The 20,248-nt window shown below is 61.2% G+C and carries 17 protein-coding genes; 13 read left to right on the top strand and 4 right to left on the bottom strand.

What is annotated here, in order from left to right:
* Nucleotides 1-89: 89 nt before the first annotated feature.
* The gene (locus tag F0311_RS05780) at nucleotides 90-851 is read left to right on the top strand and encodes an IclR family transcriptional regulator (RefSeq protein ID WP_150460982.1); all 762 of its coding nucleotides are present in this window, start codon (nucleotides 90-92) and stop codon (nucleotides 849-851) included.
* Between the two features lie 116 nt (nucleotides 852-967).
* On the opposite strand, the gene F0311_RS05775 is transcribed toward F0311_RS05780, so the two are convergent.
* Nucleotides 968-1,348, bottom strand: a complete 381-nt coding sequence (locus F0311_RS05775) for a hypothetical protein (RefSeq protein WP_191089759.1) — start codon at nucleotides 1,346-1,348, stop codon at nucleotides 968-970.
* A gap of 19 nt (nucleotides 1,349-1,367) precedes the next feature.
* A complete protein-coding gene (locus F0311_RS05770) occupies nucleotides 1,368-2,495 on the bottom strand; it encodes a hypothetical protein (protein ID WP_150460981.1) in 1,128 nt (375 codons plus the stop codon).
* Nucleotides 2,496-2,699: 204 nt separating this feature from the next.
* Here F0311_RS05770 and F0311_RS05765 point away from each other — a divergent pair, with 204 nt between their 5' ends.
* The 10 genes from F0311_RS05765 (at nucleotide 2,700) to F0311_RS05720 (ending at nucleotide 13,767) form a co-directional block, all read left to right on the top strand.
* Nucleotides 2,700-4,157 carry an NAD-dependent succinate-semialdehyde dehydrogenase gene (locus F0311_RS05765; RefSeq protein WP_150460980.1) on the top strand — a complete coding sequence of 486 codons (1,458 nt, stop codon included), beginning with the start codon at nucleotides 2,700-2,702 and terminating at the stop codon, nucleotides 4,155-4,157.
* Nucleotides 4,158-4,254: 97 nt separating this feature from the next.
* Nucleotides 4,255-5,304 carry a TAXI family TRAP transporter solute-binding subunit gene (locus F0311_RS05760; RefSeq protein ID WP_150460979.1) on the top strand — a complete coding sequence of 350 codons (1,050 nt, stop codon included), beginning with the start codon at nucleotides 4,255-4,257 and terminating at the stop codon, nucleotides 5,302-5,304.
* A 37-nt stretch (nucleotides 5,305-5,341) separates the two neighbouring features.
* Nucleotides 5,342-6,937, top strand: a complete 1,596-nt coding sequence (locus F0311_RS05755) for a thiamine pyrophosphate-binding protein (protein ID WP_150460978.1) — start codon at nucleotides 5,342-5,344, stop codon at nucleotides 6,935-6,937.
* 2 nt (nucleotides 6,938-6,939) lie between these two features.
* The gene (locus tag F0311_RS05750) at nucleotides 6,940-8,931 is read left to right on the top strand and encodes a TRAP transporter permease (protein WP_150460977.1); all 1,992 of its coding nucleotides are present in this window, start codon (nucleotides 6,940-6,942) and stop codon (nucleotides 8,929-8,931) included.
* 23 nt (nucleotides 8,932-8,954) lie between these two features.
* A complete protein-coding gene (locus F0311_RS05745; protein WP_150460976.1) occupies nucleotides 8,955-10,148 on the top strand; it encodes an FAD-dependent oxidoreductase in 1,194 nt (397 codons plus the stop codon).
* Complete coding sequence (locus F0311_RS05740; RefSeq protein WP_150460975.1) at nucleotides 10,145-10,822, top strand: GntR family transcriptional regulator; 678 nt, start codon at nucleotides 10,145-10,147, stop codon at nucleotides 10,820-10,822. Before F0311_RS05745 ends, F0311_RS05740 begins: the two co-directional genes overlap by 4 nt.
* Complete coding sequence (locus F0311_RS05735; RefSeq protein ID WP_150460974.1) at nucleotides 10,819-11,628, top strand: carbon-nitrogen family hydrolase; 810 nt, start codon at nucleotides 10,819-10,821, stop codon at nucleotides 11,626-11,628. The genes F0311_RS05740 and F0311_RS05735 overlap by 4 nt, the downstream gene beginning before the upstream one ends.
* Complete coding sequence (locus F0311_RS05730; protein WP_150460973.1) at nucleotides 11,625-12,290, top strand: DUF2848 family protein; 666 nt, start codon at nucleotides 11,625-11,627, stop codon at nucleotides 12,288-12,290. The genes F0311_RS05735 and F0311_RS05730 overlap by 4 nt, the downstream gene beginning before the upstream one ends.
* Nucleotides 12,291-12,302: 12 nt before the next feature.
* Entirely contained in the window at nucleotides 12,303-12,650 is a 348-nt protein-coding gene (locus tag F0311_RS05725) for a cupin domain-containing protein (RefSeq protein WP_150460972.1), read from the top strand.
* 34 nt (nucleotides 12,651-12,684) lie between these two features.
* Nucleotides 12,685-13,767 carry an MFS transporter gene (locus tag F0311_RS05720; RefSeq protein WP_150460971.1) on the top strand — a complete coding sequence of 361 codons (1,083 nt, stop codon included), beginning with the start codon at nucleotides 12,685-12,687 and terminating at the stop codon, nucleotides 13,765-13,767.
* Between the two features lie 3 nt (nucleotides 13,768-13,770).
* Here F0311_RS05720 and dcd read toward each other — a convergent pair whose 3' ends face one another.
* The gene (gene dcd / locus F0311_RS05715; RefSeq protein ID WP_150460970.1) at nucleotides 13,771-14,349 is read right to left on the bottom strand and encodes a dCTP deaminase; all 579 of its coding nucleotides are present in this window, start codon (nucleotides 14,347-14,349) and stop codon (nucleotides 13,771-13,773) included.
* Between the two features lie 109 nt (nucleotides 14,350-14,458).
* Between dcd and F0311_RS05710 the strand changes: the two genes are divergently transcribed.
* Nucleotides 14,459-15,418: an AEC family transporter gene (locus F0311_RS05710; RefSeq protein ID WP_150460969.1), complete on the top strand. Its 960-nt coding sequence runs from the start codon at nucleotides 14,459-14,461 to the stop codon at nucleotides 15,416-15,418.
* Nucleotides 15,419-15,661: 243 nt separating this feature from the next.
* Here F0311_RS05710 and F0311_RS05705 read toward each other — a convergent pair whose 3' ends face one another.
* Entirely contained in the window at nucleotides 15,662-17,059 is a 1,398-nt protein-coding gene (locus tag F0311_RS05705) for an MFS transporter (protein WP_150460968.1), read from the bottom strand.
* Between the two features lie 141 nt (nucleotides 17,060-17,200).
* On the opposite strand from F0311_RS05705, the gene F0311_RS05700 reads away from it, so the two are divergent.
* Nucleotides 17,201-20,230: a Na+/H+ antiporter subunit A gene (locus F0311_RS05700; RefSeq protein ID WP_150460967.1), complete on the top strand. Its 3,030-nt coding sequence runs from the start codon at nucleotides 17,201-17,203 to the stop codon at nucleotides 20,228-20,230.
* Nucleotides 20,231-20,248 lie beyond the last annotated feature (18 nt).

The raw sequence follows: 20,248 nt of genomic DNA, 5'->3' as shown, positions 1-20,248 counted from the left end.
GCTGTTTTCACACCGTGATATCGGAGACACTAATCCTGAGAGAAGTGCAGGTTCGCAACCAGCGGCCCTTTAGACAAGGAGATCCATAAGTGAGTGGCAGCAACGGAGTGAACAGTGTCAATACCGCCCTGCGCGTTCTTGAAGGGGTCGCCAAGCAGGAAGCGGTAGGTGTCACCGAACTTTCCAAACAGTTGGGCATCCCCAAGAGTTCAGTCCAACGTATGCTCTACACCCTCCAGGAGGCCGGGTGGGTGCGCGAAACCGGGGAAGATGTCACACGCTGGACCCTAACCAGCCTTATGCTACGCCTGACAGGAGACCGGCAAAGGGGCTTGCGTCGCGCGGTGCTGCCGGTGATGGAGGCCCTACGGGATAAGACCCAGGAGACTATTCATCTCGCCATTGAGGAGTTTGAGACGGCAGTCATCATCGAACGGCTGGTTAGCCCGCAGCCAGTCCGCGCGAACGTGGATCTCGGGCAAGGCGCACCCCTGCTCGCCTCTGCCAACGGCAAGGCGATCATCAGTACCTGGAGGGACGACGACGTACGAACATTAATCGCCAAAGGGTTGAAGAACTATACGAGCGCCACAATCTCCAATGAGCGTGACCTGTGGAAGCAGATTGACTTCATCCGGGAGAAGGGTTACGCCACCCAAAGTGAAGAATGGCGGGAAGGTGTCGCCGCCGTCTCTGTCCCCCTGATCAATGGCAACCGCGCTGAGGGTGCCATCAGTATCTCCACCCCGGCATACCGGATGACCCAGGAGCGCCAGGAAGAATATGGCGAACTATTGATGGCGGCCATCAGCGCTCTGGAGTTCACAGCACCATCGTCAAGTAGCGAGTGACCAACCGCACTGCCGCGGCCCTCGTCTCCCAGCCCTCGGGCTCAGGAATCTCACTTACTACGTCATCCGGTCACTTTTGGAAGTTGGAGGATTCAAATAAGCCCTACACGCCATAACTAATACGAAGAGCCATCGCATCTCCGCGTTGTTTGGTCACCGCGGCGTAGTTCCAGCACATCATCGAGCACCACCTGTTCACGGTGGATCTGGATGATCATGCCATCGCGCAGCACCCGGATGTGGTCTTGGTGGAGCAGGGCGATCGCGTCCAGCTTCCGTTTCGCCCCGTATTCCTGGATCAGTCCGATGATCACATTGCCCACTGCGGCGATGGCGAAGAGCAGGTCCAGCCAGCGGCCCAGCACAATGATGATCAGTGCGCAGATCCCGATGAGCAGGTTGAAGGTGGTCATCAGGTGGGTGGACTCCAGGACTCTGGGGTCGGGTGCGGACCTCAGCTCCGCGGGATCGCGGTCTTCGGTCTTTGTTTTAGCCACAACAGCCAAGTCTAAGGCGTTAACCTGCCTCAGTGCCGCGGACCGAGACCACCAGGTCCTCACCGCTGGCGCCCACCTGAATCTCCAGGTAGAAGGGGTGCTGCTCAGTCTCTTGAAGCTCCTCACCGGTGTGGTGATGCAGGGCCTGGTAGCTGATCTCTGCTACCGGTTCCTCGAAGCTGACATGCCAGCCCTCAGCGTCGAAGGTCAGCTCAAAGTCCTCCGGATCGGGAAAGCTCCACTCGATGGTGTCAGCATCCACCTGGTTGGTGGTGGAGTGCCCAACAGGGCAGCCGGAGGGCATCAGCACCTGCTGGTTGCAGCTCTCAAAGTACTCTGCAAGCTCCTGGTGCAGCAGGGCCACCGCCTCCTCCGAGGCCTCAAGCTCCATGAACACCTGCTCGACAGGGGCACTGGGGTCCTCAGCAGCGACCACCACATGGTCAGCTGAGCCCACCAGCCACTGAGAGTCGATACTGATCTCCGCAACGGTGGGCACCAGGGCGGAGAGCCGGGCAGTCTCCTCCAGAAGGTTCACCGGTTCGCCGTTGATCTGGATCTGCCCGATGGCGCCCTCAGGGGCCCCGGGAACCTCTACTTGGAACCAGGTAACCGCCTGCGGGGCCAACTCCCAGGTGTCGAAGAACCCCCAGGTGGTGCCGGTGTGAGTCAGCGGCAGCTCAGTGGTGAAATCCTCCTCCAGGGCAGTGAAGCTCAGTGCGGCGTCGTCCTCGCCTGCGGCGAGCTGTGCATCAGAGATGCGCTCGGCGGAGTAGGCCAGCGGGCCGGGGGTCAGCAGCAGATTGTCCACCTCATTGTCCCGGGCGAAGCTGGGCACCGAGCTGAGCTGGCCCAGCGCCTCGGAGCTGGCCCCGGAGGAGAGGGCCTCCCAGTACCGCTCTGCGGTGACCTCTGGGGAGTAGAGGCGCTCATTGACTTGCCAGATCGCCACTACTGCAGCCACTGCGGCCAGGATCAGGCCCAGGCCCCAAGCCAGGGTGGGTAGCAGGTAGCCCTTGGAATCCTCTTCAGGCTGCTGCTCCGGTTGCTCTACCGGTGCCAAGAAGTTTGGCACCGGGGAATAGGCGGGGGAGTACCCGTCAGCTGGACGGGAGTGTCGGGATGTGTAGGAGTCATCGCTGCTCACCCGTACTAGCGTAGACCTGTGTGGGGGAATGGTGCTGCTCGCAACGCTGCCTTATAGGTGAAACGACGGTGTAACCTGCTTGAAATTTTAGCCTCTTACAGTAATGCGTACTAACTGTATACAAGCAGTATATCTACGGGATAGGCTATATGTGCCGCTTATCACTCGCTTATTGCGAGGGTGTTTCAGAGAGGAGGGCCAAGAATGTCACCTGGTGCTGCAGTGCTTAGCCACGAGGACCTGAGAGGTGTAAGTCACTCCTCTTTCGCTCAGCTCCTTCCGGACGACACCACGAGTTTCACAGTCCGCTCTCCCATTGACGGGCAGGTTGTGGGCACTCTCCGGGAGACCGGAACTGAGGAGGCAGTCAGTATCGCCGACCAGGCAGGCTCTGCTTTCGGCCAATGGCGCACCCTTCCTGCACGCCAGCGAGCCGAGTATTTGCTGGCATGGGCAGGCCGAATCATCAGTTGCACAGAGCTGATGGCTGCACTGATCACACTTGAATCAGGAAAGACGGCCGCTGAAGCGCGGGCTGAAATCCGATATGCGGCTGATTTCGCACGTCTCAGTGCCGAGGAGATCAGCCGAGAGGCAGGCATCATCCTCCCTGCACCCAGCGATACAGTCTCGCGGGAGGTCGGCTGGCAGGCTCTCGGTCCGATTCTGAGCATCACGCCCTGGAACTTCCCGGCAGCATTGGTTCTGCGCTCCTCTGCGCCTGCGCTGGCCGCCGGATGCACAGTGGTGCTAAAACCTGCCGAGCAAACCCCACTGACAGCCTCGCTTCTGCAACAGCTGTGGGAAGAGACCGGTGCGCCCACTGGAACATTCACCGTTATTCCGACCACGTATCCCGGAACAGTGGTGGCTGCTGCGATGAACTCCGGGATATTTCGAAAACTAACGTTCACCGGCAGTCAAGCTACCGGTACTGCGTTGTACATGCAGGCGGCTCAGCATCTGATGAGAGTCTCCATGGAACTTGGTGGCAATGCCCCGTTCATTATCTTTGAAGATGCAGACCTCGATCAGGCAGTGCAAGAGCTTCTTCGTTGTAAATTCCGGATCAACGGGCAGAACTGCACTGCCGTCAACCGGGTGTACGTCCACCACACTGTTACGGCTGAACTGGAAGAAAAGCTCCGCGCGGCGTATGAGAGTCTCCGCCTTGGTGACCCCCGCCACCCTGAGGTGAATGTAGGCCCAGTGATCAATACTGCTGCCGCAGAGAAAATCCGTGGCCTGGTCCAGGACGCTCAGGCCCAAGGAGCCCAGCTGCTCTGCGGGGGAAGCGTCGATGGCCGGTACGTAGAGCCCAGCCTACTGCGGGGAGTTGAGGACAGCATGCGGCTCTTCCAGGAAGAGATATTCGGCCCAGTGCTCGGGTTGAGTGTGTTTGAGACCGAGGAGGAGGTTCTACATAGGGCCAACCGAGTCGATGTCGGCCTGGCCGGCTATCTGTGCACCTCAGATGCAGCTCGCGCACATCGGGTCGCAGAGCATCTGGAGTGCGGAATCGTCGGCGTGAACAACGGAGCCCCAACAGGGGATGCCTCGATCCCCTTCGGCGGGACAAAGAAGTCAGGGATAGGCCGCTCTGGGGGGAGGTGGGGTGTACTCGAATACATGGAAACTCAATTCCGCCACTTTGAGCGCTGAATGCACAGAAGCTGTACTCGCAGCTAAACCGAACCCACATCTCTATGTAGTACACACGACAGTTCGTCCTTCGCACCGTTCACACAAAGGAACAACAATGACACTTTTTCATTATGCACATCGAATCACGGCACTTGCTCTTCTCGGTCTGCTGTCTCTGAGCAGTTGCGGCGAGGACGCCGGGGAGAATGCCAATGGTGACTCTGATGCTGATCTGGATAGTCCTATCGACCTCAGCATGGCCACTCTGGACCAAGGATCCGGGTGGTACAACTACGGGGTCAGCATCGGCCAGGCCCTCGAAAGCGATCTGCCCAGCGGCTCCGGAGTGGAGGTACTGCCCTACGCCGGCTCCATCGGCAACCCGGAGCTGGTGACCACTGGGGAGGCTGACTTTGCCACAACGTTCAGCGCTGTGGCAGCCTGGGCCTATGTCGGGGAGGAGGGAACCCCCTTTGAAGAGGAGCCTTTCGAAGATCTCAGGATCCTCGTAGGTGGCATTGACCAGTACTACTTTGGGCCGATCGCTCCAGCGAATGCTCCTTTCGACTCCATCGAGGAGATCGCTGAGGACCAGATGGCCCTTGATCTGGTCAGCCAGCCCCGCGGTTCGCTCGGTGATGTCGGAACCAACCTCATCCTCCAAGCGCACGGAGCAAGTGTGAGCGATATCGAGTCCTGGGGTGGCAGCTTTGAGCCCACCAGCACAGATGTGGCCTCCAACGCCATCCGGGACAACAACGCCGACCTGTGGATCCAAGCGATCAATGACGGGCATCCGAATATCACGGAGCTGGCCCAGACCAGCGACATTAAGTTCCTGGAGATCAGTGAGTCCGCCATCGAATATCTCAACGATTTCGGTCTCGAAGGTGCCGTCCTCCCAGCCGAAAGCTTTGTCGGCCAGGATGAAGACGTGCAGCTGGTTGGATTCACCACCGCGATCGTCGCCGGTGCAGACCTTGATGATGACATTGCCTATGCCATCACTCAGAGCATCATCGAAAACGCTGAGCAGCTCAAAGAGGCCAACGCCAGCATGGCGACATTCGATCCAGAGCTTGCGTTCACCGACGAGATGACCGCAGGCGTACCGCTCCACCCCGGTGCAGAGCAGTATTACCGTGACGCCGGTCTGATGGAGTGAGGCAGGACGGCAGAAACCAGGAGAGTTTTAGGTCGCTATGACAACAGGTGCACAGGCGATTGTGAAGACGCTGGCTGAGGCCGGGGTCCGACGGGTCTACGGCGTTCCGGGAGAACATTGCCTAGACCTGGTCGATGAGATACACCGCCGAGCTGAGATGGAATTCGTGGCCACCCGCCACGAGGGGGCTGCTGCCTATATGGCGGAGGCTGAAGGCAAGCTCACCGGAGCCCCGGGTGTCTGCATCGGCACTGCTGCGGTGGGAGCGGCCAACCTCTCCATCGGAGTACACACTGCTCGTCAGGACTCCACCCCACTGATCGCTCTTGTGGGCCAGGTTTCGACACGATGGCGCTACCGGGAGGCATGGCAAGAAGCGGACTTGACCGCAATGTTCCAGCCTCTAGCCAAGGCGTCTCTCGAGATTCCCCGAGCAAACCGGGCGGCCGAACTCACCGGACGGGCAGTGCAGATAGCTCTATCGGATCGACCAGGACCGGTGGTCTTGACCATCCCAGAAGATGTGCAGTCCGAACCTTCTGAGAACAGTTCTGTTCTCGTGCCCAAAGTGCCGAGCTCGGCCTTGGGCACGAGAGCAGTGCAGGAGATTAATCAGTTGCTTGATTACGCAGCACACCCGGTCATCATCGTCGGCGGCGGGACCAAGAACTACGCTGCCTCCGCAGAGCTCTCGTACATAGCGGGCCGAACTGGTGCCAAAGTGGTGGCCGGGTTCCGTCGGCACGATTCGTACCCCAATGACGATCCGCACTTTGCCGGTACCGTCTCGCTCAAAACGCAGCCGGCTGTTCAACAGGCAATGCACAACGCCGATGTGGTCTTGGTCCTGGGCACTCGCCTCTCCGAGCTGACCACCCTGCGATATAGATTCCCCTCCAGCAAGCAGACAGTCATTCATATCGACCCCTCTCCTGAAGTGCTCAGCCGGTCCACCGCGACAACCAACTACGCTTACGTCGCAGACCCAGTGCAAGCAATTGAAGATCTCGCAGCGGCCAGGGATTTTGTCCTGAACACCACTTCCGGGGATGATCAGAGCTCGGCTGCAGCGGAGGACGAAGGCTCTCCCGTCGGTGCTGCACCGCTTGAGACTGTTGCCTGGCACCTCAACCAACTCCTCGACGACGACGCTGTGATCACCTCAGACGCTGGTGACTTCTACCTTCCCTTTGCCCGGGGAATCTGCTACACCGGGGCGCGACGGTACCTTGGGCCCACCTCAGGGGCTATGGGTTATGCGCTTCCGGCAGCCATTGCCGTGGCGAAAAGCAGACCCGGACGAGAAGTTGTCGCGCTTGCCGGTGATGGTGGGCTCATGATGACCATCCAGGAGTTGGAGACCGCAGTCAGATTAGAGGTCCAACTCACTGTGGTGGTAGTCAATAACTCCTCGTATGGCAGCATCCGTCGTCATCAGAATGTGGACTATAGGGGCAGGCTCTGCGGAGTGGAGTTCGGTGAAGTGTCGTTCGCCGCGATGGCTGAGGCCATGGGCGCTCACGGAGTAACCGTCACTGTCGAAGACTTCCATGGCGCATATACACATGCCCGTCAGCGGGAGACGCCCACTCTCCTCGAGCTCAACTTCTCGCCCGATGCCCTGACAAGGTGATTATGACTCTCATCTCACAGTTCCGCCGCTTCCTGACCGTCGCTGCGATCATCGCCATCGGATGGTCAGGATTCCATCTATATGCGGCAGCTTACGGAACCCCGCACTCCATGGTCTTCCGCCCTCTGCACGTTGCCCTGGGCACAGCCCTCGTCTTTGCAGGATCCCCCGTGCTGAGACGGTGGCGGAAACGCGGAGACCATCAGGAAAGCTCGGATCCCTCCCCGGACCGGGAGGCCGACGAGGAAGAGAAGAGTCTTGAACCGCGCTGGGTGACGGGGATGGATCTGGTACTGGTGGCGGCCTCGCTCGGCATCGGAGCCTATTACCTGATGCACTCCCAGCGCATTGCTGAGCGGGTGACCTTTATTGATGACGTCCTGGCCACTGACATCATGGTCGGCCTGCTGCTGATCATCCTGGTGTTAGAGGCATGCCGGCGGGTGGTGGGAGTCAGCCTTTCCATCGTTGCCCTGGTCTTTCTCGGATACCAGATGTGGGGAGACCAGCTAAGCGGTGCCCTCAGGCACCCAGGACTTAACTTGGAGAGATTCATCGACCTGCAGTTTCTCTCCCCACAGGGAATGTTCGGTACCCCAGTAGGGGTCTCTGCAGACTATGTCTTCTATTTTATTCTCTTTGCCGCGTTCCTCGAAGTTTCAGGCGGCGGCCGACTTTTTATCGATATCGCACTGTCGCTGACCGGAAAAGCCAAAGGCGGGCCAGCGAAAGCTTCCATCATCGGTTCAGCGCTGATGGGCTCTATCAACGGTTCAGCGGTGGCCAATGTGGTCGGAACAGGTGTGTTCACCATTCCGCTGATGAAGCGGATGGGGTTCAAAGCACGGTTCGCTGCCGGTGTGGAAGCAATGGCGTCTACCGGAGGTCAGCTGTTGCCCCCGATTATGGGGGCTGGTGCTTTCATCATGGCGCAGATGCTGGGTATGCCGTATTACGAGGTGGTCATCGCCGCTCTCATTCCGGCCCTGCTCTACTTCGCCGCAGGGTTCTTCATGGTCGACAAGCAGGCGAGGAGAGACGACCTGCAGCCGCTGCCCAAGGACGAGCGAACCCCGCTGAAAGAGATTCTCACTCGACTGCATCTGCTGATCCCTTTGGGCTATCTGGTCTACATGATCCTCTCGGGACGCTCCCTGATGGCCTCAGCGTTCGAGGCCATCATCGTCGCTGTCGTCGTCGGTTTTCTCCGGCGGCAGACCTGGTTCACCCCGGTCACTATTCTCACCGCCTTGGAAAGCGGTGCCCGACGAGCCGTCGCCGTCGCGCTTCCCTGCGCGTTGGCAGGCATCGTGGTGGGGGTGATCGTCCAGACCAACCTTGGGCGGCGCTTCACCGACCTGGTGCTGAGCGTCTCCGGTGGCAACCTGGTGGTGGGACTCGTCGTCGTGATGGTGGCCACCATCATCCTCGGCATGGGCATGCCGACCACCTCTGCCTACATCATGGCAGCGGTTCTGATGGCACCCCCGCTGATTGAGCTCGGGGTTCCTGGCATCGCTGCGCACCTCTTCATCTTCTATTTTGCCTGCCTGAGCATGATCACACCACCAGTGGCTTTGGCGGCCTTTGCGGCAGCTGGTATCGCTGGAAGTCCCATTGCCCGGACCGGGATTACCGCATTCGTGATCAGTTTGGCGGCCTATCTGGTGCCCTATGCTTTTGTCTTCTCCCCAGCGCTACTGATGCAGGGCGGGGTTGAGCAGACCGTTTGGTACACCGCCACAGCGTTGCTCGGAGTCTACGCCCTGTCAGCTGCCGTTGTCGGCTATGAATCCGGCCGACTGACTTGGCCCTCCCGGCTCTTCCTGCTGCTGGGGGCAGTCGCACTGATCTTCCCAGGCTACACAGTCAGCGGCATCGCCGCTCTGGCAGTAGCTGGGCTTGTCATCGTTAGGGCGATCCGCAATAGACAACGCCGCACCGAGCAGACCGAGGTGCACGACCACGCTGATACCGCTACATCGTCGATATGACACAACGAGTAAGGAGAATCTCCATGACATCTACTAGCGCCGACTCCCGGGTGCTGATTGCTGGGGCAGGCCCGGTGGGAATGACGGCGGCACTGATCCTGGCTCGGGAGGGGGTGCCGGTCACCGTGCTGGAGGCGGGAAGCGCATTCAGCACCGAGTCCCGTGCCTCCACGTTCCACCCGCCAACCCTGGAGATGCTCGAAGAGCTCGATGTGCTGGATGAACTGATGAAGATTGGTCTCTACGTCCCAACGTTCCAGTACCGTGACCGTGAACGGGGCCTCATCGCAGAACTGGACCTCTCCCTGCTTTCCGGAGACACAAAATACCCTTTCCGGATCCAGTGTGAGCAGAGCAAGCTCACCCAGATCATCTACGAGAAGCTCAAGGATGTTCCTCACGTCGAGGTGCTCTTCGACTCCCGGGTGACTGTCGTGGAGCAGGACGACCACAGTGTCACGGCCGTTCTGGAAAACGGCAAACGCTACATCGGCGAATACCTCATCGGAACCGATGGGGCACGCAGCGCAGTGCGGAAGTCAGTAGGGGCAGAATTCGAAGGGGTGACCTACCCGGAGCGGTACCTGGTCATCTCGACCCACGAGGACATCACGTCGTGGATACCGGATATCTCTTTTGTCAACTACATATCTGACCCTCAGGAATGGCTGGTGCTGCTGCGGACCCCGGAGCACTGGCGGGCGATGTTCCCGGTTCGGGAGGGTGTCAGCGATGAAGAAGCCCAGTCCATGGAGAACGTGCAGCATAAGATGCAGACGATAGGCGATAAGCAAGGGGCATGGCCGATTCTGCATACGACGATCTACCGTGTGCATCAGCGGGTGGCGAATTCCTACCGGTTCGGCCGGGTCTTCCTGGCCGGGGACGCTGCCCATATCAATAATCCGTTGGGCGGTCTCGGCATGAACAGTGGCATCCATGATGTCTACCATCTGGCTCCGCTCATCGCTGGCCGGATCTCAGGGAGCCACGACGATGCGGATCTCGACTCCTATGATCTTTACCGACGACAGGTCAGTGAGGAGTACGTGGCAGTGGAAACAGACAAGAATTGGCGCAGACTTCGCGAGACGAACGAGGAGGAACGTTTGAAGCAGCAGCAGGAGCTCAGGGAGATCGTGGCCGATCCGGCCAGACATCTTGACTATGTCAGAGGAACCTGCATGCTTTCCGAGGTGGCGAACGCACGGTCATGAGTTCACGCAGCACCACATACACATGGTTGAAGAAGTACATCGCCACACTTCCGCGCGGAGAGGGGGTCTTCCTCACAGAGGCGGAAGTTGCTGAACGGGCAGGGACCTCCAGAACACCGGTGCGCGAAGCCTTTATGCGGCTTGAGTCGGAGGGGCTGCTGGAGCTGATTCCGCGACGTGGTGCCTATGTTCCGCCACTGTCCACCTCTGAGATCACCATGGTCATGGAGGCCCGTTCTATGGTGGAGGGCTGGAGTATTCGCCAGGTCATCTCCCAGCCGACTGACGGTTTGGTCGATGAACTCTATGAGCTCATCGAACAGCAGGAACAGGCGGTGAACGACCCCGTTGCATTCATCGACTTCGACCGGGCTTTTCACACCCATCTGATTTGGGCTGCCGGCAACACGGCGATCGCCCGTTTCTACGAAGGGCTGCGGGACCGCCAACTCAGGATGGGGATCTACGCGGTGAGCGCGAACGAAGAGCGGTCGCGGGTGGTGGTGGAAGAACACCGAGCCATTGTGCGCGGTATCGAGCAGACCGACCCTGAAGCGGCCGGCCAGCACATGTCACTGCACCTGAACACCACGCTCCGGGCCATGCTCAAAGCACCGGTCCCTAAGCCTCTGGACATCAGGGACGCTGCCGGAAGAAGGGAAGATGAGTTATGAAGATCGCTCTGCTGCAAATAGCCAGCCCCCGGACAGAAAGCCCCGATGCGCGCCGTAACAGGGTGCTGGACCAGCTGCACGCGGCCCCGCAGGCAGACCTCTATATGCTTCCCGAGTTGTGGCCAGGAGGGTTCTTCGCCTTTGACGCATATGCAGATTTGGCTGAGACCGACCAGGGTCCCACCCTCACTGCGCTCAAACGAGTCGCTACAGAACTGAACGCTTTCATCCATGGCGGAAGCTATGTAGAGACTGCTGGTACCAGTCTGCGGAACACTGCGGTGCTAATTAGCCCCATAGGTGAGGTGATCAGCAGGTACAGCAAGATCCACGGATTCGGCCACCAGTCGGAGGAGCGGGAACGGATGGCTGCTGGGGACACGCTTGATATCGCGGAGACCCCTTACGGGCGAGCCTCCTCGACCACGTGCTACGACCTGCGTTTCCCCGGCCTGTGGTCTCGGCTGGCCGACGGGGGAGCGGATTTGATCTTTGTACCGGCTGCTTGGCCGGCTATACGGCGTGACCATTGGCGGCTGCTGACCTCTGCCCGGGCTGTGGAGAACCAGGCTTTCGTCATCGCATGCAACGCAGCAGGAGAGCAGGCAGGCGTACAGCTAGCCGGAACCAGCAGAGTCGTCAGCCCCTGGGGGGAGCTGTTGGCTGAGGCAGGATCAGAGGAAGAAACACTGCTTGTGGAGATAGACCCCGCAGAGGTGAATAGGATCCGGGAAGAGTTCCCTGTCCTGCGAGACCGTTTAGACAATTACGAGACTGTACGACTGACAGGAACCCCGAGACTATGACGACGCCTTTCCGCCTCGAAGACCTGTTCCCTGGTCATCAGAAGCCCACCACGCTCATTGCCGGGTATACCGGAGCAGATCAACAGAAAGTTCGAGAGCATATTGACGAGCTTTCCTCGCTGGGCGTGGATCCGCCGAAGAACATCCCCGAGTTCTATCCGCTCAGCCCTGCTTCGCTCACCCAGGACAGTCGCATCTCTACCGGGCCCCGCACCTCCGGCGAGGCAGAACCGGTGCTGATCAGAGCCCAAGGACGAAACTTGCTAACCCTGGGATCGGATCACACCGACCGTGAGATTGAGGCACGATCCGTGCAGGAGTCTAAGGCTGTATGCCCTAAGCCGCTTGCCCATCATGCAGTGGAGTTCGACGCCGCCCTAGAGCAGCAGCATTGGAAAGACCTGAAGCTGATCTGTTCAGTCGACGGCGTGCCCTACCAGGACGGCACCGCAGCCCTGTTGCCGATCTTTGAGACGCTCCGCATCTACGAAGAGCGTTTCGGTGCGACGGACGGAGATCTGGTGCTCTTCGGAGGAACTGTTCCCCTGCTCACTGGAACATTCGTTTACGGCCAGCATTGGGAGTTCAGCCTGGAGTTCGCAGGTCAGAGACTGAGCTTAGCCTATGACGTGGCCATAGAACCCGCATTAAAGGAACTATAAGGAGTTTGAATTATGGCTAAACCTGAGATTGAATTCACCCCCAGTGCGCAAACGCCCTGGACCGTATGTGAGGGATTAGTCCCTGAACTGACCGAGCGTGTCCTCACCAGAGACGAAGAAACCGGGGTCGTGACCCGGATTCTGCATTTCGCCCCCGGAACGGACACCTCCCCGAACGGTGTTCAGAAGCATGACTTCTGGGAAGAGGTCTACATCCTCACTGGGTCCATCCGAGATCTCAGGTTGAACGAGACGTTCTGCGCCGGAGACTTCGCGGTGCGACCTCCCGGGATGGAGCACGGGCCCTGGGTCTCCGAGGAGGGCTGCACAACCTACGAGGTGCGCTACGTCAGCAGATAAGGGGAGAGTCGCCCTCGCCTACGCCACTACAGCGTTGGGGATTTCTGGGGTCTCGCTGATCGCTCCAGTACTGCCGGAGCTGGCGGCTGATTTCAGCGTTGAGATCAACCGGATGGCCCTCTTCCAAGCTGCCGTGATGCTTCCCGGCATTGTGACGGCAGTGCTGATGACCAAGCTGTTGAGCACATTCGGGCTCCGTCTGATTCTCGCCGGGGCGCTGGCTATCTATGGTGGGGCGGGGACGGCTGTGCTGGTGGTCGCCTCCTATGAGGCCGCATTGGTGCTCAGAGTCCTCCAGGGTGTGGGGAGCGGCGGTCTGGTCGCCATAGCGTTCGTGCTGCTGCGTCAATTGCCGAAGGCGCGGCGAGGGCGAGCCATCAGCGTCAACGCGTCCATCATGAGCTTCATGATGCTGCTTCAGCCGTTGCTCGGCTCGGCCTTGGGTGCAATATCGCCCCGTACGCCTTTCCTCTTCTACGCACTGTCCCTTGTACTGGCAGCGGCGACACTGATCATCATCCGCTCCGGAAACGACCTGCGCCCCCAACGAACGATCAAAGGGAGGTTCTCTAAGGGGCTCGCCCTCATCATGGCGATGAGCCTCACCCTCAACGTTCTCTTTTTCGGCTGGCTCCTCTACCTGACTCCGATCGTTCTGGAGCTCTTCGGGTGGGGACTTGGAGTGCGGGGAGTTGTCCTGGCATCCCAGTCTGGGTTGGCCACTGTGGTCACCATCGCCACTTCACGACTTCTGCTGAGAAAACGCTACTTTTTGCTGCTGACTGCTGGATGGAGTGCTTTCGGGATCAGTATGGGAGTGCTCGCGCTTACCCCTACATCACTAAGTGCTGTCATTCTGTTGTCTTTCGCCGGTACTTTCTACGGTGTGGTGAATCCAGTTCTGGTAACACTTGCCGCTCAAGGGAGAGCCGTGTCAGACCTTGGATGGTGGCAGAGCTCTAACAGAGCGGGACAGGTGCTGGGCCCGCTCGTCGGGGCAGGTGCCTGGGGATTGATGCCTCTGATAGGTGTCCTGCTTCTAGGAGCGGGGATCGCAGCGATTGGGAGCTTACTTTCTTGGAGGTATCGGCAAGTCCCCCCACCTCAATCTGCTTGAGTGTCAGCCGATGACCGTCCGGTGAAAGTTCTCGTGGCTGCGGCTGGCAGTGGGGCCGCGCTGTCCCTGATAGCGAGACTGATGGGCCTGGCTGCCGTAGCCGGTTGAGGCGGGGGAGGAGAGTCGGAAGAAGCACAGCTGCCCGATTTTGGAGCCCGGCCATAGCTTGATCGGCAGGGTGGCCATATTCGAGAGCTCTAAGGTGACCTGTCCGGTGAAGCCCGGGTCGATGAACCCGGCGGTGGAGTGGGTCAGCAGTCCCAGCCGGCCCAAGGACGATTTGCCCTCCAGGCGGGCGGCCACATCATCAGGCAGGGTGACGGTCTCATAGGTGGCGCCGAGCACAAATTCACCGGGGTGCAGCACGAAGGGCTCCTCCGGATCCACCTCCACCAGCCGGGTGAGGTCAGGCTGCTCGGCGGCGGGGTCGATATGGGCGTACTTATGGTTGTCGAAGAGCCGGAACATCCGTTCCAGACGCACATCCACACTGGAAGGCTGGATCATCTGCGCATCCAGCGGATTCAGTTGGATGCGCCCGGCCTCAAGCTCAGCACGGATGTCATTATCGGAAAGCAGCACGGACCTAAATTACCGCATGTGCAGCACGTAGTGTGTGCTCCCAGCAGCTGGGGTCAGGAGTATTGTTGTGCGCGGCAACGATCAGATCGGTCACAAACGAGGAGAGTCCATGGCAGCGGTCCTGTCCGGTTTCACCGTGGTCTGGCTGATCATCGCGGTGGGATTCGTGCTCGGCCGCCTGCGGGTGCTGGGACCCGAGGCCCGGGTGGTGCTCTCCCGGGTGGCCTTCTTCGTGGCCTCGCCCTGCCTGCTTTTCCTGACCATCTCCGGCTCACCCATCCGTGAGGTGCTGGGCCCCCAGTTCGCCATTGCCGCGATGAGCGCCTTCACCATGCTGGGACTGTTCATGGTGGTGGGCAGGTTCCTGCTGCCCGGCCGCTCTGGGGCCGATCTGGTGATCGGCGGAATGAGCGCCTCCCTGGTCAACGCCGCCAACCTCGGATTCCCGATCGCCGCCTATGTGCTCGGTGATATCAGCCTGGCCGCACCCATCGTGATGTTCCAGCTGGCGCTCTACGCCCCCATCTACATAGCGCTGCTGGACCAGTTGGCCACTGGGAAAGGCACCACGACGCGGGTGCGACCCCGTGCTCGCACGGAGGTTCTCCGCCGGATCGCCCAGACGCTGGGAAACCCGATGATTGTGGGTTGCTTGTTGGGTCTGCTGTTCTCCTGGCAGAACTGGCGGCTGCCGGAGCAGATCCATGAGTCGGTGCAACTGCTGGCCGGGGCCTCGATCCCGCTGATGCTGCTGACCTTCGGGCTCTCACTGGTGGGCTCCCACCCCCTGGACAAGGCGAGCGGGCGGCGGCGTGATGTGCTGATCGCCTCCGGCATCAAACTGGTGCTCCACCCGGGGTTGGCCTATCTGATCGCCGCCTTCATCTTCGGCCTCGACGGGCTGATGTTGCTGGCCGCAGTGGTGATGGCCTCACTGCCAACTGCTCAGAACGTGCTGGTGGCCGCGGTGCGCTACGGCACCGGGGAGGCCATCGCCAGGGATACTGTGCTGGTGACCACCATTCTCGGCATCCCCTCAATGGTGGCTGTCGCCCTGGTGCTGGCTTAGAGCTCACTGGGCACTGATCTTCGTGATGACGGTCGGCCGGGATCGCTGGCCGGTGCTCAACCAATGTGCTGACCTGGAGTGAGGACCCTCAGGGCTTCTCCGGCTCGGTCTGGCAGCAAGCTGTGACTGCTATGGGCCGCAGCGGGCTAGTGATCTGGATGAGCTAACCCGGGTACTGGAACACGGTCCGTTCGGCAATCCGCTGGCCATCTGAACAGCGCCCAGAAAGCAGAACCTGTGCACTCAGGTCAGCTGGTGGTCCGGGAGTTTGGCGTAGCCATTGGGGGCTTTGACCTTGCTGAAGAGTGCCAGGCCGATAGCCAGAATGGTCACCACCGCCACAATGATCGCCTTATCGGCGTTCTCCACATCGGGGTCACCCAGGGCGATCAGCAGCAGCAGGGCGATCAGCCCGGAGGTCATGAAGTCCACACTGCGCCCAGCCGTCTGATAAAGACCGAACAGCTCGGAAGCCCGGTCCGGCGGGGCGATCCGGCCCAGGAACCCGCGCGAGGCCGCCTGGGCGGGTCCTACGAACAGGCACAGGGCCAGGCCGAAGACCCAGAACGAGGTGGTGGGGGTCAGCGTGAGACCGAAGATCTCCCGGTCCACATCAAGGAAGAACAGCAGCACTCCCGAGGCCACCAGAGCGCCCACAGAGAAGCGGATGACCACGAGGGGCCCTACTTTGTCGTCGACCCAACCGCCGAGGATGGCACCTAGGGCGGCGATGACGTTCCCTGCGATGCCGAAGAGCAGAATGTCCCCCGGGGAGATCCCGTAGACAGAGGTTCCCAGGATCGCCCCGTAGGCGAAGACACCAGAGAGCCCGTCGCGGTAGACCGCCGAGGAGACGAAGAACCAGAAGGTGTTCCGGTCGTTGCGCCACAGCCCCACCACAGTCCGCCACAGCCGCTTATACGATTCCCAGATGGTCACCTGCTTCCCGATCTGGTGCTGGTCCGCGGTCTTGACCGGGGTCAGCAGCAGCGGCAGCGCGAAGATGAGGAACCATGCGGCGGCGGCCACTGCCACCATGCGGATGTTGAAGGAGTTCTCGGTGGGCAGTCCCAGCATCCCGCCCTCACCAGAGACCATCCCGAAATAGGCGATCGCGAGAATGAAGATCCCGCCCAGATAGCCCGCGCCCCAGCCGATCCCGGAGACCCGGCCCATTCGTGTGGAATCCGTGATATCGGTGATCATCGCATTCAGGTGCACATTGGCCAGGGTATCCACCAGGTTCATGGTGGCGATCAGGGTCACCCCGACCAGCAGCCAGCTGTCTTCCGGGCGCACGAAGAAGCAGGCTGCCACCAATCCGGTGACGATCAGCGTGAGCACGGTCAGCCAGAGCTTGCGCTTCCCAGAACGGTCTGCTCGCTGCCCGACCACCGGTGCGGTGGCGGCGATGATGATCCCGGCGATCAGGTTCGCGATGGTCAGCCACTGGGTGCCGTTGCTGTTCTCGCCGACCACATTGACCACATAGGGAGCAAAGACAAAAGTGACCATCACAGCCGAGACAGTGGCGTTCCCCCAGGACCACAGGCTCCAGGCGGAGATGACCCACTTGTTCAGCGGCTCGGCGCTGGCGGCAGCCCGCTGTGCGTGCTTCGCCGGCTCTGTGGTGCGGCTCATGAGGCGCATAGTACCCTGAGCCTGTTAACATGGAGGGAACTCCCAGGGAACCGGCATAAAGTATCTCACTCTGCGTATGCCGCTCACCGGGATATGACTTCGGAGTCCATCGCCGCTGCCAGGAACTGAGAGGGTCGCTACATGCTCACCGTGCTTGCTGTGCTGTTCGCAGTGAGCATTCTGGCCCCGGTGTTCTACTCCTGGTGGGGGCGGCGGGCCTTCTACCTATTGGCTGCAGTGCTCGCTGCCTCCTTCGTCTGGACCCTGGCGTATCTTCCCCATGTGATAGAAGCAGACCAGTCCGCCGGAATCGGTGAGCCCAACGCTCCTCCCGCAGAGGTCTTCGAGTGGATCCCTCAGCTCGGGGTGGAGCTGGCTTTCCGGATGGACGCGCTGAGTCTGGTGCTCTGTCTACTGATCACCGGGGTGGGCGCGGCGGTGATGCTCTACTGTGCCCGCTACTTCCCTCCGGGGGAGCGGGCCGCCGGGCCCTTCGCCGCCCAGCTCTTCGCCTTTGCCGCCGCCATGCTCGGCTTGGTGCTTTCTGATGACCTGGTGATGCTCTTCATCTTCTGGGAGCTCACCACAGTGCTCTCCTTCCTGCTCATCGGCTACTCCGCGCACCGGATCTTCGCCCGCCGCTCCGCCATCCAGGCGCTGGTGGTCACCACCTTAGGCGGACTGGTGATGCTGGTGGGTCTGCTGTGGATCGGTGAGCTGGCCGGCTCCTACCGGCTCTCTGAGATCCTCGCAGCCTCCGATGACCTCACCGGCGTGGCCGTGGATATCGCCATGGTGCTCATCCTCATCGGCGCAGTCTCCAAATCCGCGCTGGTGCCCTTCCACTTCTGGCTGCCGGCCGCTATGGCCGCCCCCACCCCGGTCTCCGCCTACCTGCACGCCGCCGCCATGGTCAAGGCCGGGGTCTACCTGGTGGCCAGGTTCGCCCCGGGATTCCACGACACCACCTTCTGGCTGCCGATCGTATTGGCATTGGGCCTGCTCACCATGCTGGTGGGTGCTTATCGGGCCCTGCGCCAGACCGATATCAAGCTGGTGCTGGCCTACGGCACGGTCTCTCAGCTGGGCTTCCTCATCATGGTCAACGGGCTGGGCACCCAGGACGCCGCCCTGGCCGGTATTGCTATGCTGCTGGCCCACGGGCTGTTCAAAGCCGCCCTGTTCATGGTGGTCGGCATCATCGACCACAAGACTGGCACCCGCGACCTGCGCACCCTCTCCGGGATCGGACGCACCCAGAAGCCGCTGCTGATCATCTCCCTGGTGGCCGCAGCCTCCATGGCCGGGCTGCCCCCGCTGTTCGGGTTCGTGGCCAAAGAGGTGGTCTTCGAGTCCTTCTACGGCTATGCGGAGATCAACGGTGCGTGGGGCTGGCTGGTGCTCAGCGGCGTCGTCCTGGCCTCAGCAATCACCGTGGCCTACTCCGCCCGGTTCCTCTGGGGCTCCTTCGCCACCAAATATGAGAAGACAGCGGACGACGGCGCCCGTGAACCTCTGAAGCCCACTGTTTTCCACGGTTCCCCTGATGCGGTGTTCCTGGCAGCCCCGGCCGCTCTGGCGGCGCTCACCCTGGTCTTCGCTCTGGCCCCTGGCCCGGTGCAGCACCTGGTGGAGCCTTTCGCCGCACTCTTCGAGCCGGTGGCCCCGGAGGTGGATCCCACCTATTTGGCCCTCTGGCACGGGCTGACCCCGGTGCTGGGTCTCTCGGTGCTGGCCTGGGCGCTGGGCGCCGGAGTGTTCTGGCTGCACGGCCGGATCACCGACCCGCAGCGGGCCGTGCCCGCAGTGCTGGACGCCGAGCGGATCTACCGGTATTCCATCCGCAGCCTGGACGACTTCGCTGCCTGGACCACCTCCAAGACCCAGCGCGGTTCGCTGGGCTGGTACCTGTTCATCATCGTGGCAGTGGCCACTGCAGTGCCGGCCGGCGTGGTGGCCTTCACCGGACACACAGTGCCCGGGCATGTGATCTTCGCCGAGGAACCCATTCAGGTGGTGCTGGCCGCGGTGATCATCTCCGGCGGACTGGGAGCCATCTGGGCGCCCAAACGCTTCATGGCAGTGCTGATGGTCAGCCTCTGCGGCTGGGGGATCGCCGGGATCTTCGCCCTGCAGGGAGCCCCGGACCTAGCGTTGACCCTGCTGCTGGTGGAGTCGATCATCCTGGTGGTGTTCGTGTTGGCGCTGCGCACACTGCCGGCGGGGATCTGGACTCAGAACCCCACCCGGTTCAAACTGGGCCGGGCACTGCTGGGGGCTGGATTCGGTGCGATCATCATGGTCGCCGCCGCCATCGCCATGGATTCCCGCGTGACAGACCCGGTGAGTGTGGAATACCCCTGGATGAGCTACGAGATCGGCCACGGGTCCAATATTGTCAACGTGACCCTGGTGGACATCCGGGTCTGGGACACCTTTGGGGAGATCACCGTGCTGGCCGCAGCAGCCACCGGGGTGGCCAGCCTGATCTTCGTCAAGCGTCGCGATGTGCAGCGTAGAGCCCTGCATGAGGTGCCCACTGGGTCGGTGGGCCGGGTGCTCTCCGATAAGGCGCTCTCCCCACGGCAGGCCAAGGAGATCCAGGTGGCCCGGTCCTTCGCCACTGTGGCCCGCGAGGCCTGGCTGGTGGCCGGGCGCACCCTGGCCCCGGAGCACCGCTCGATCATCTTTGAGGTGGTCACCCGGCTGATGTTCCATGCGATCATCCTGCTTTCGGTCTATCTGCTGCTGGCCGGGCACAACACCCCCGGGGGCGGTTTCGCCGGCGGCCTGCTGGCTGGCCTGGCCTTCCTGCTGCGCTACCTGGCCGGCGGCCGCTATGAGCTGGAGGCCGCCATCCCGTTCTCCGCCGGTGCGCTGATGGGCTGGGGTCTGGCGGTGGCCTGCTTCACCGGGGTGCTGCCGCTGATCTTCGGCGGCCAGGCCTTCCAGAGCTTCATCGTGGATCTGAACCTGCCGCTGTTCGGGGAGCACCATCTGGTCTCCTCCGTGCTCTTCGACGTAGGCGTCTACCTGGTGGTGGTGGGCCTGATCGTCGATGTGCTGCGCAGCCTCGGATCCGAGATCGACGTCCGCTCCGAACAGGAGAACCGGGCCGGAGCCTCCGGACACAGCATCCACTCCCAGACCTCCCTGGGGGTGGCGCGATGACATCGGCCCCCACCTGGA

The sequence above is a fragment of the Nesterenkonia ebinurensis genome (assembly GCF_008711175.1).
GTDB lineage: Bacteria > Actinomycetota > Actinomycetes > Actinomycetales > Micrococcaceae > Nesterenkonia > Nesterenkonia ebinurensis.
This window is presented reverse-complemented; position numbering and strand designations above follow the sequence as displayed.

What these genes read in the sequence shown, in the direction of transcription:
- F0311_RS05765 (WP_150460980.1), top strand. Translation starts at nt 2,700, where the DNA reads ATGTCACCTGGTGCTGCAGTGCTTAGCCACGAGGACCTGAGAGGTGTA.
- F0311_RS05760 (WP_150460979.1), top strand. Translation starts at nt 4,255, where the DNA reads ATGACACTTTTTCATTATGCACATCGAATCACGGCACTTGCTCTTCTC.
- F0311_RS05755 (WP_150460978.1), top strand. Translation starts at nt 5,342, where the DNA reads ATGACAACAGGTGCACAGGCGATTGTGAAGACGCTGGCTGAGGCCGGG.
- F0311_RS05750 (WP_150460977.1), top strand. Translation starts at nt 6,940, where the DNA reads ATGACTCTCATCTCACAGTTCCGCCGCTTCCTGACCGTCGCTGCGATC.
- F0311_RS05745 (WP_150460976.1), top strand. Translation starts at nt 8,955, where the DNA reads ATGACATCTACTAGCGCCGACTCCCGGGTGCTGATTGCTGGGGCAGGC.
- F0311_RS05740 (WP_150460975.1), top strand. Translation starts at nt 10,145, where the DNA reads ATGAGTTCACGCAGCACCACATACACATGGTTGAAGAAGTACATCGCC.
- F0311_RS05735 (WP_150460974.1), top strand. Translation starts at nt 10,819, where the DNA reads ATGAAGATCGCTCTGCTGCAAATAGCCAGCCCCCGGACAGAAAGCCCC.
- F0311_RS05730 (WP_150460973.1), top strand. Translation starts at nt 11,625, where the DNA reads ATGACGACGCCTTTCCGCCTCGAAGACCTGTTCCCTGGTCATCAGAAG.
- F0311_RS05725 (WP_150460972.1), top strand. Translation starts at nt 12,303, where the DNA reads ATGGCTAAACCTGAGATTGAATTCACCCCCAGTGCGCAAACGCCCTGG.
- F0311_RS05710 (WP_150460969.1), top strand. Translation starts at nt 14,459, where the DNA reads ATGGCAGCGGTCCTGTCCGGTTTCACCGTGGTCTGGCTGATCATCGCG.
- F0311_RS05705 (WP_150460968.1), bottom strand. Translation starts at nt 17,059, where the DNA reads ATGAGCCGCACCACAGAGCCGGCGAAGCACGCACAGCGGGCTGCCGCC.
- F0311_RS05700 (WP_150460967.1), top strand. Translation starts at nt 17,201, where the DNA reads ATGCTCACCGTGCTTGCTGTGCTGTTCGCAGTGAGCATTCTGGCCCCG.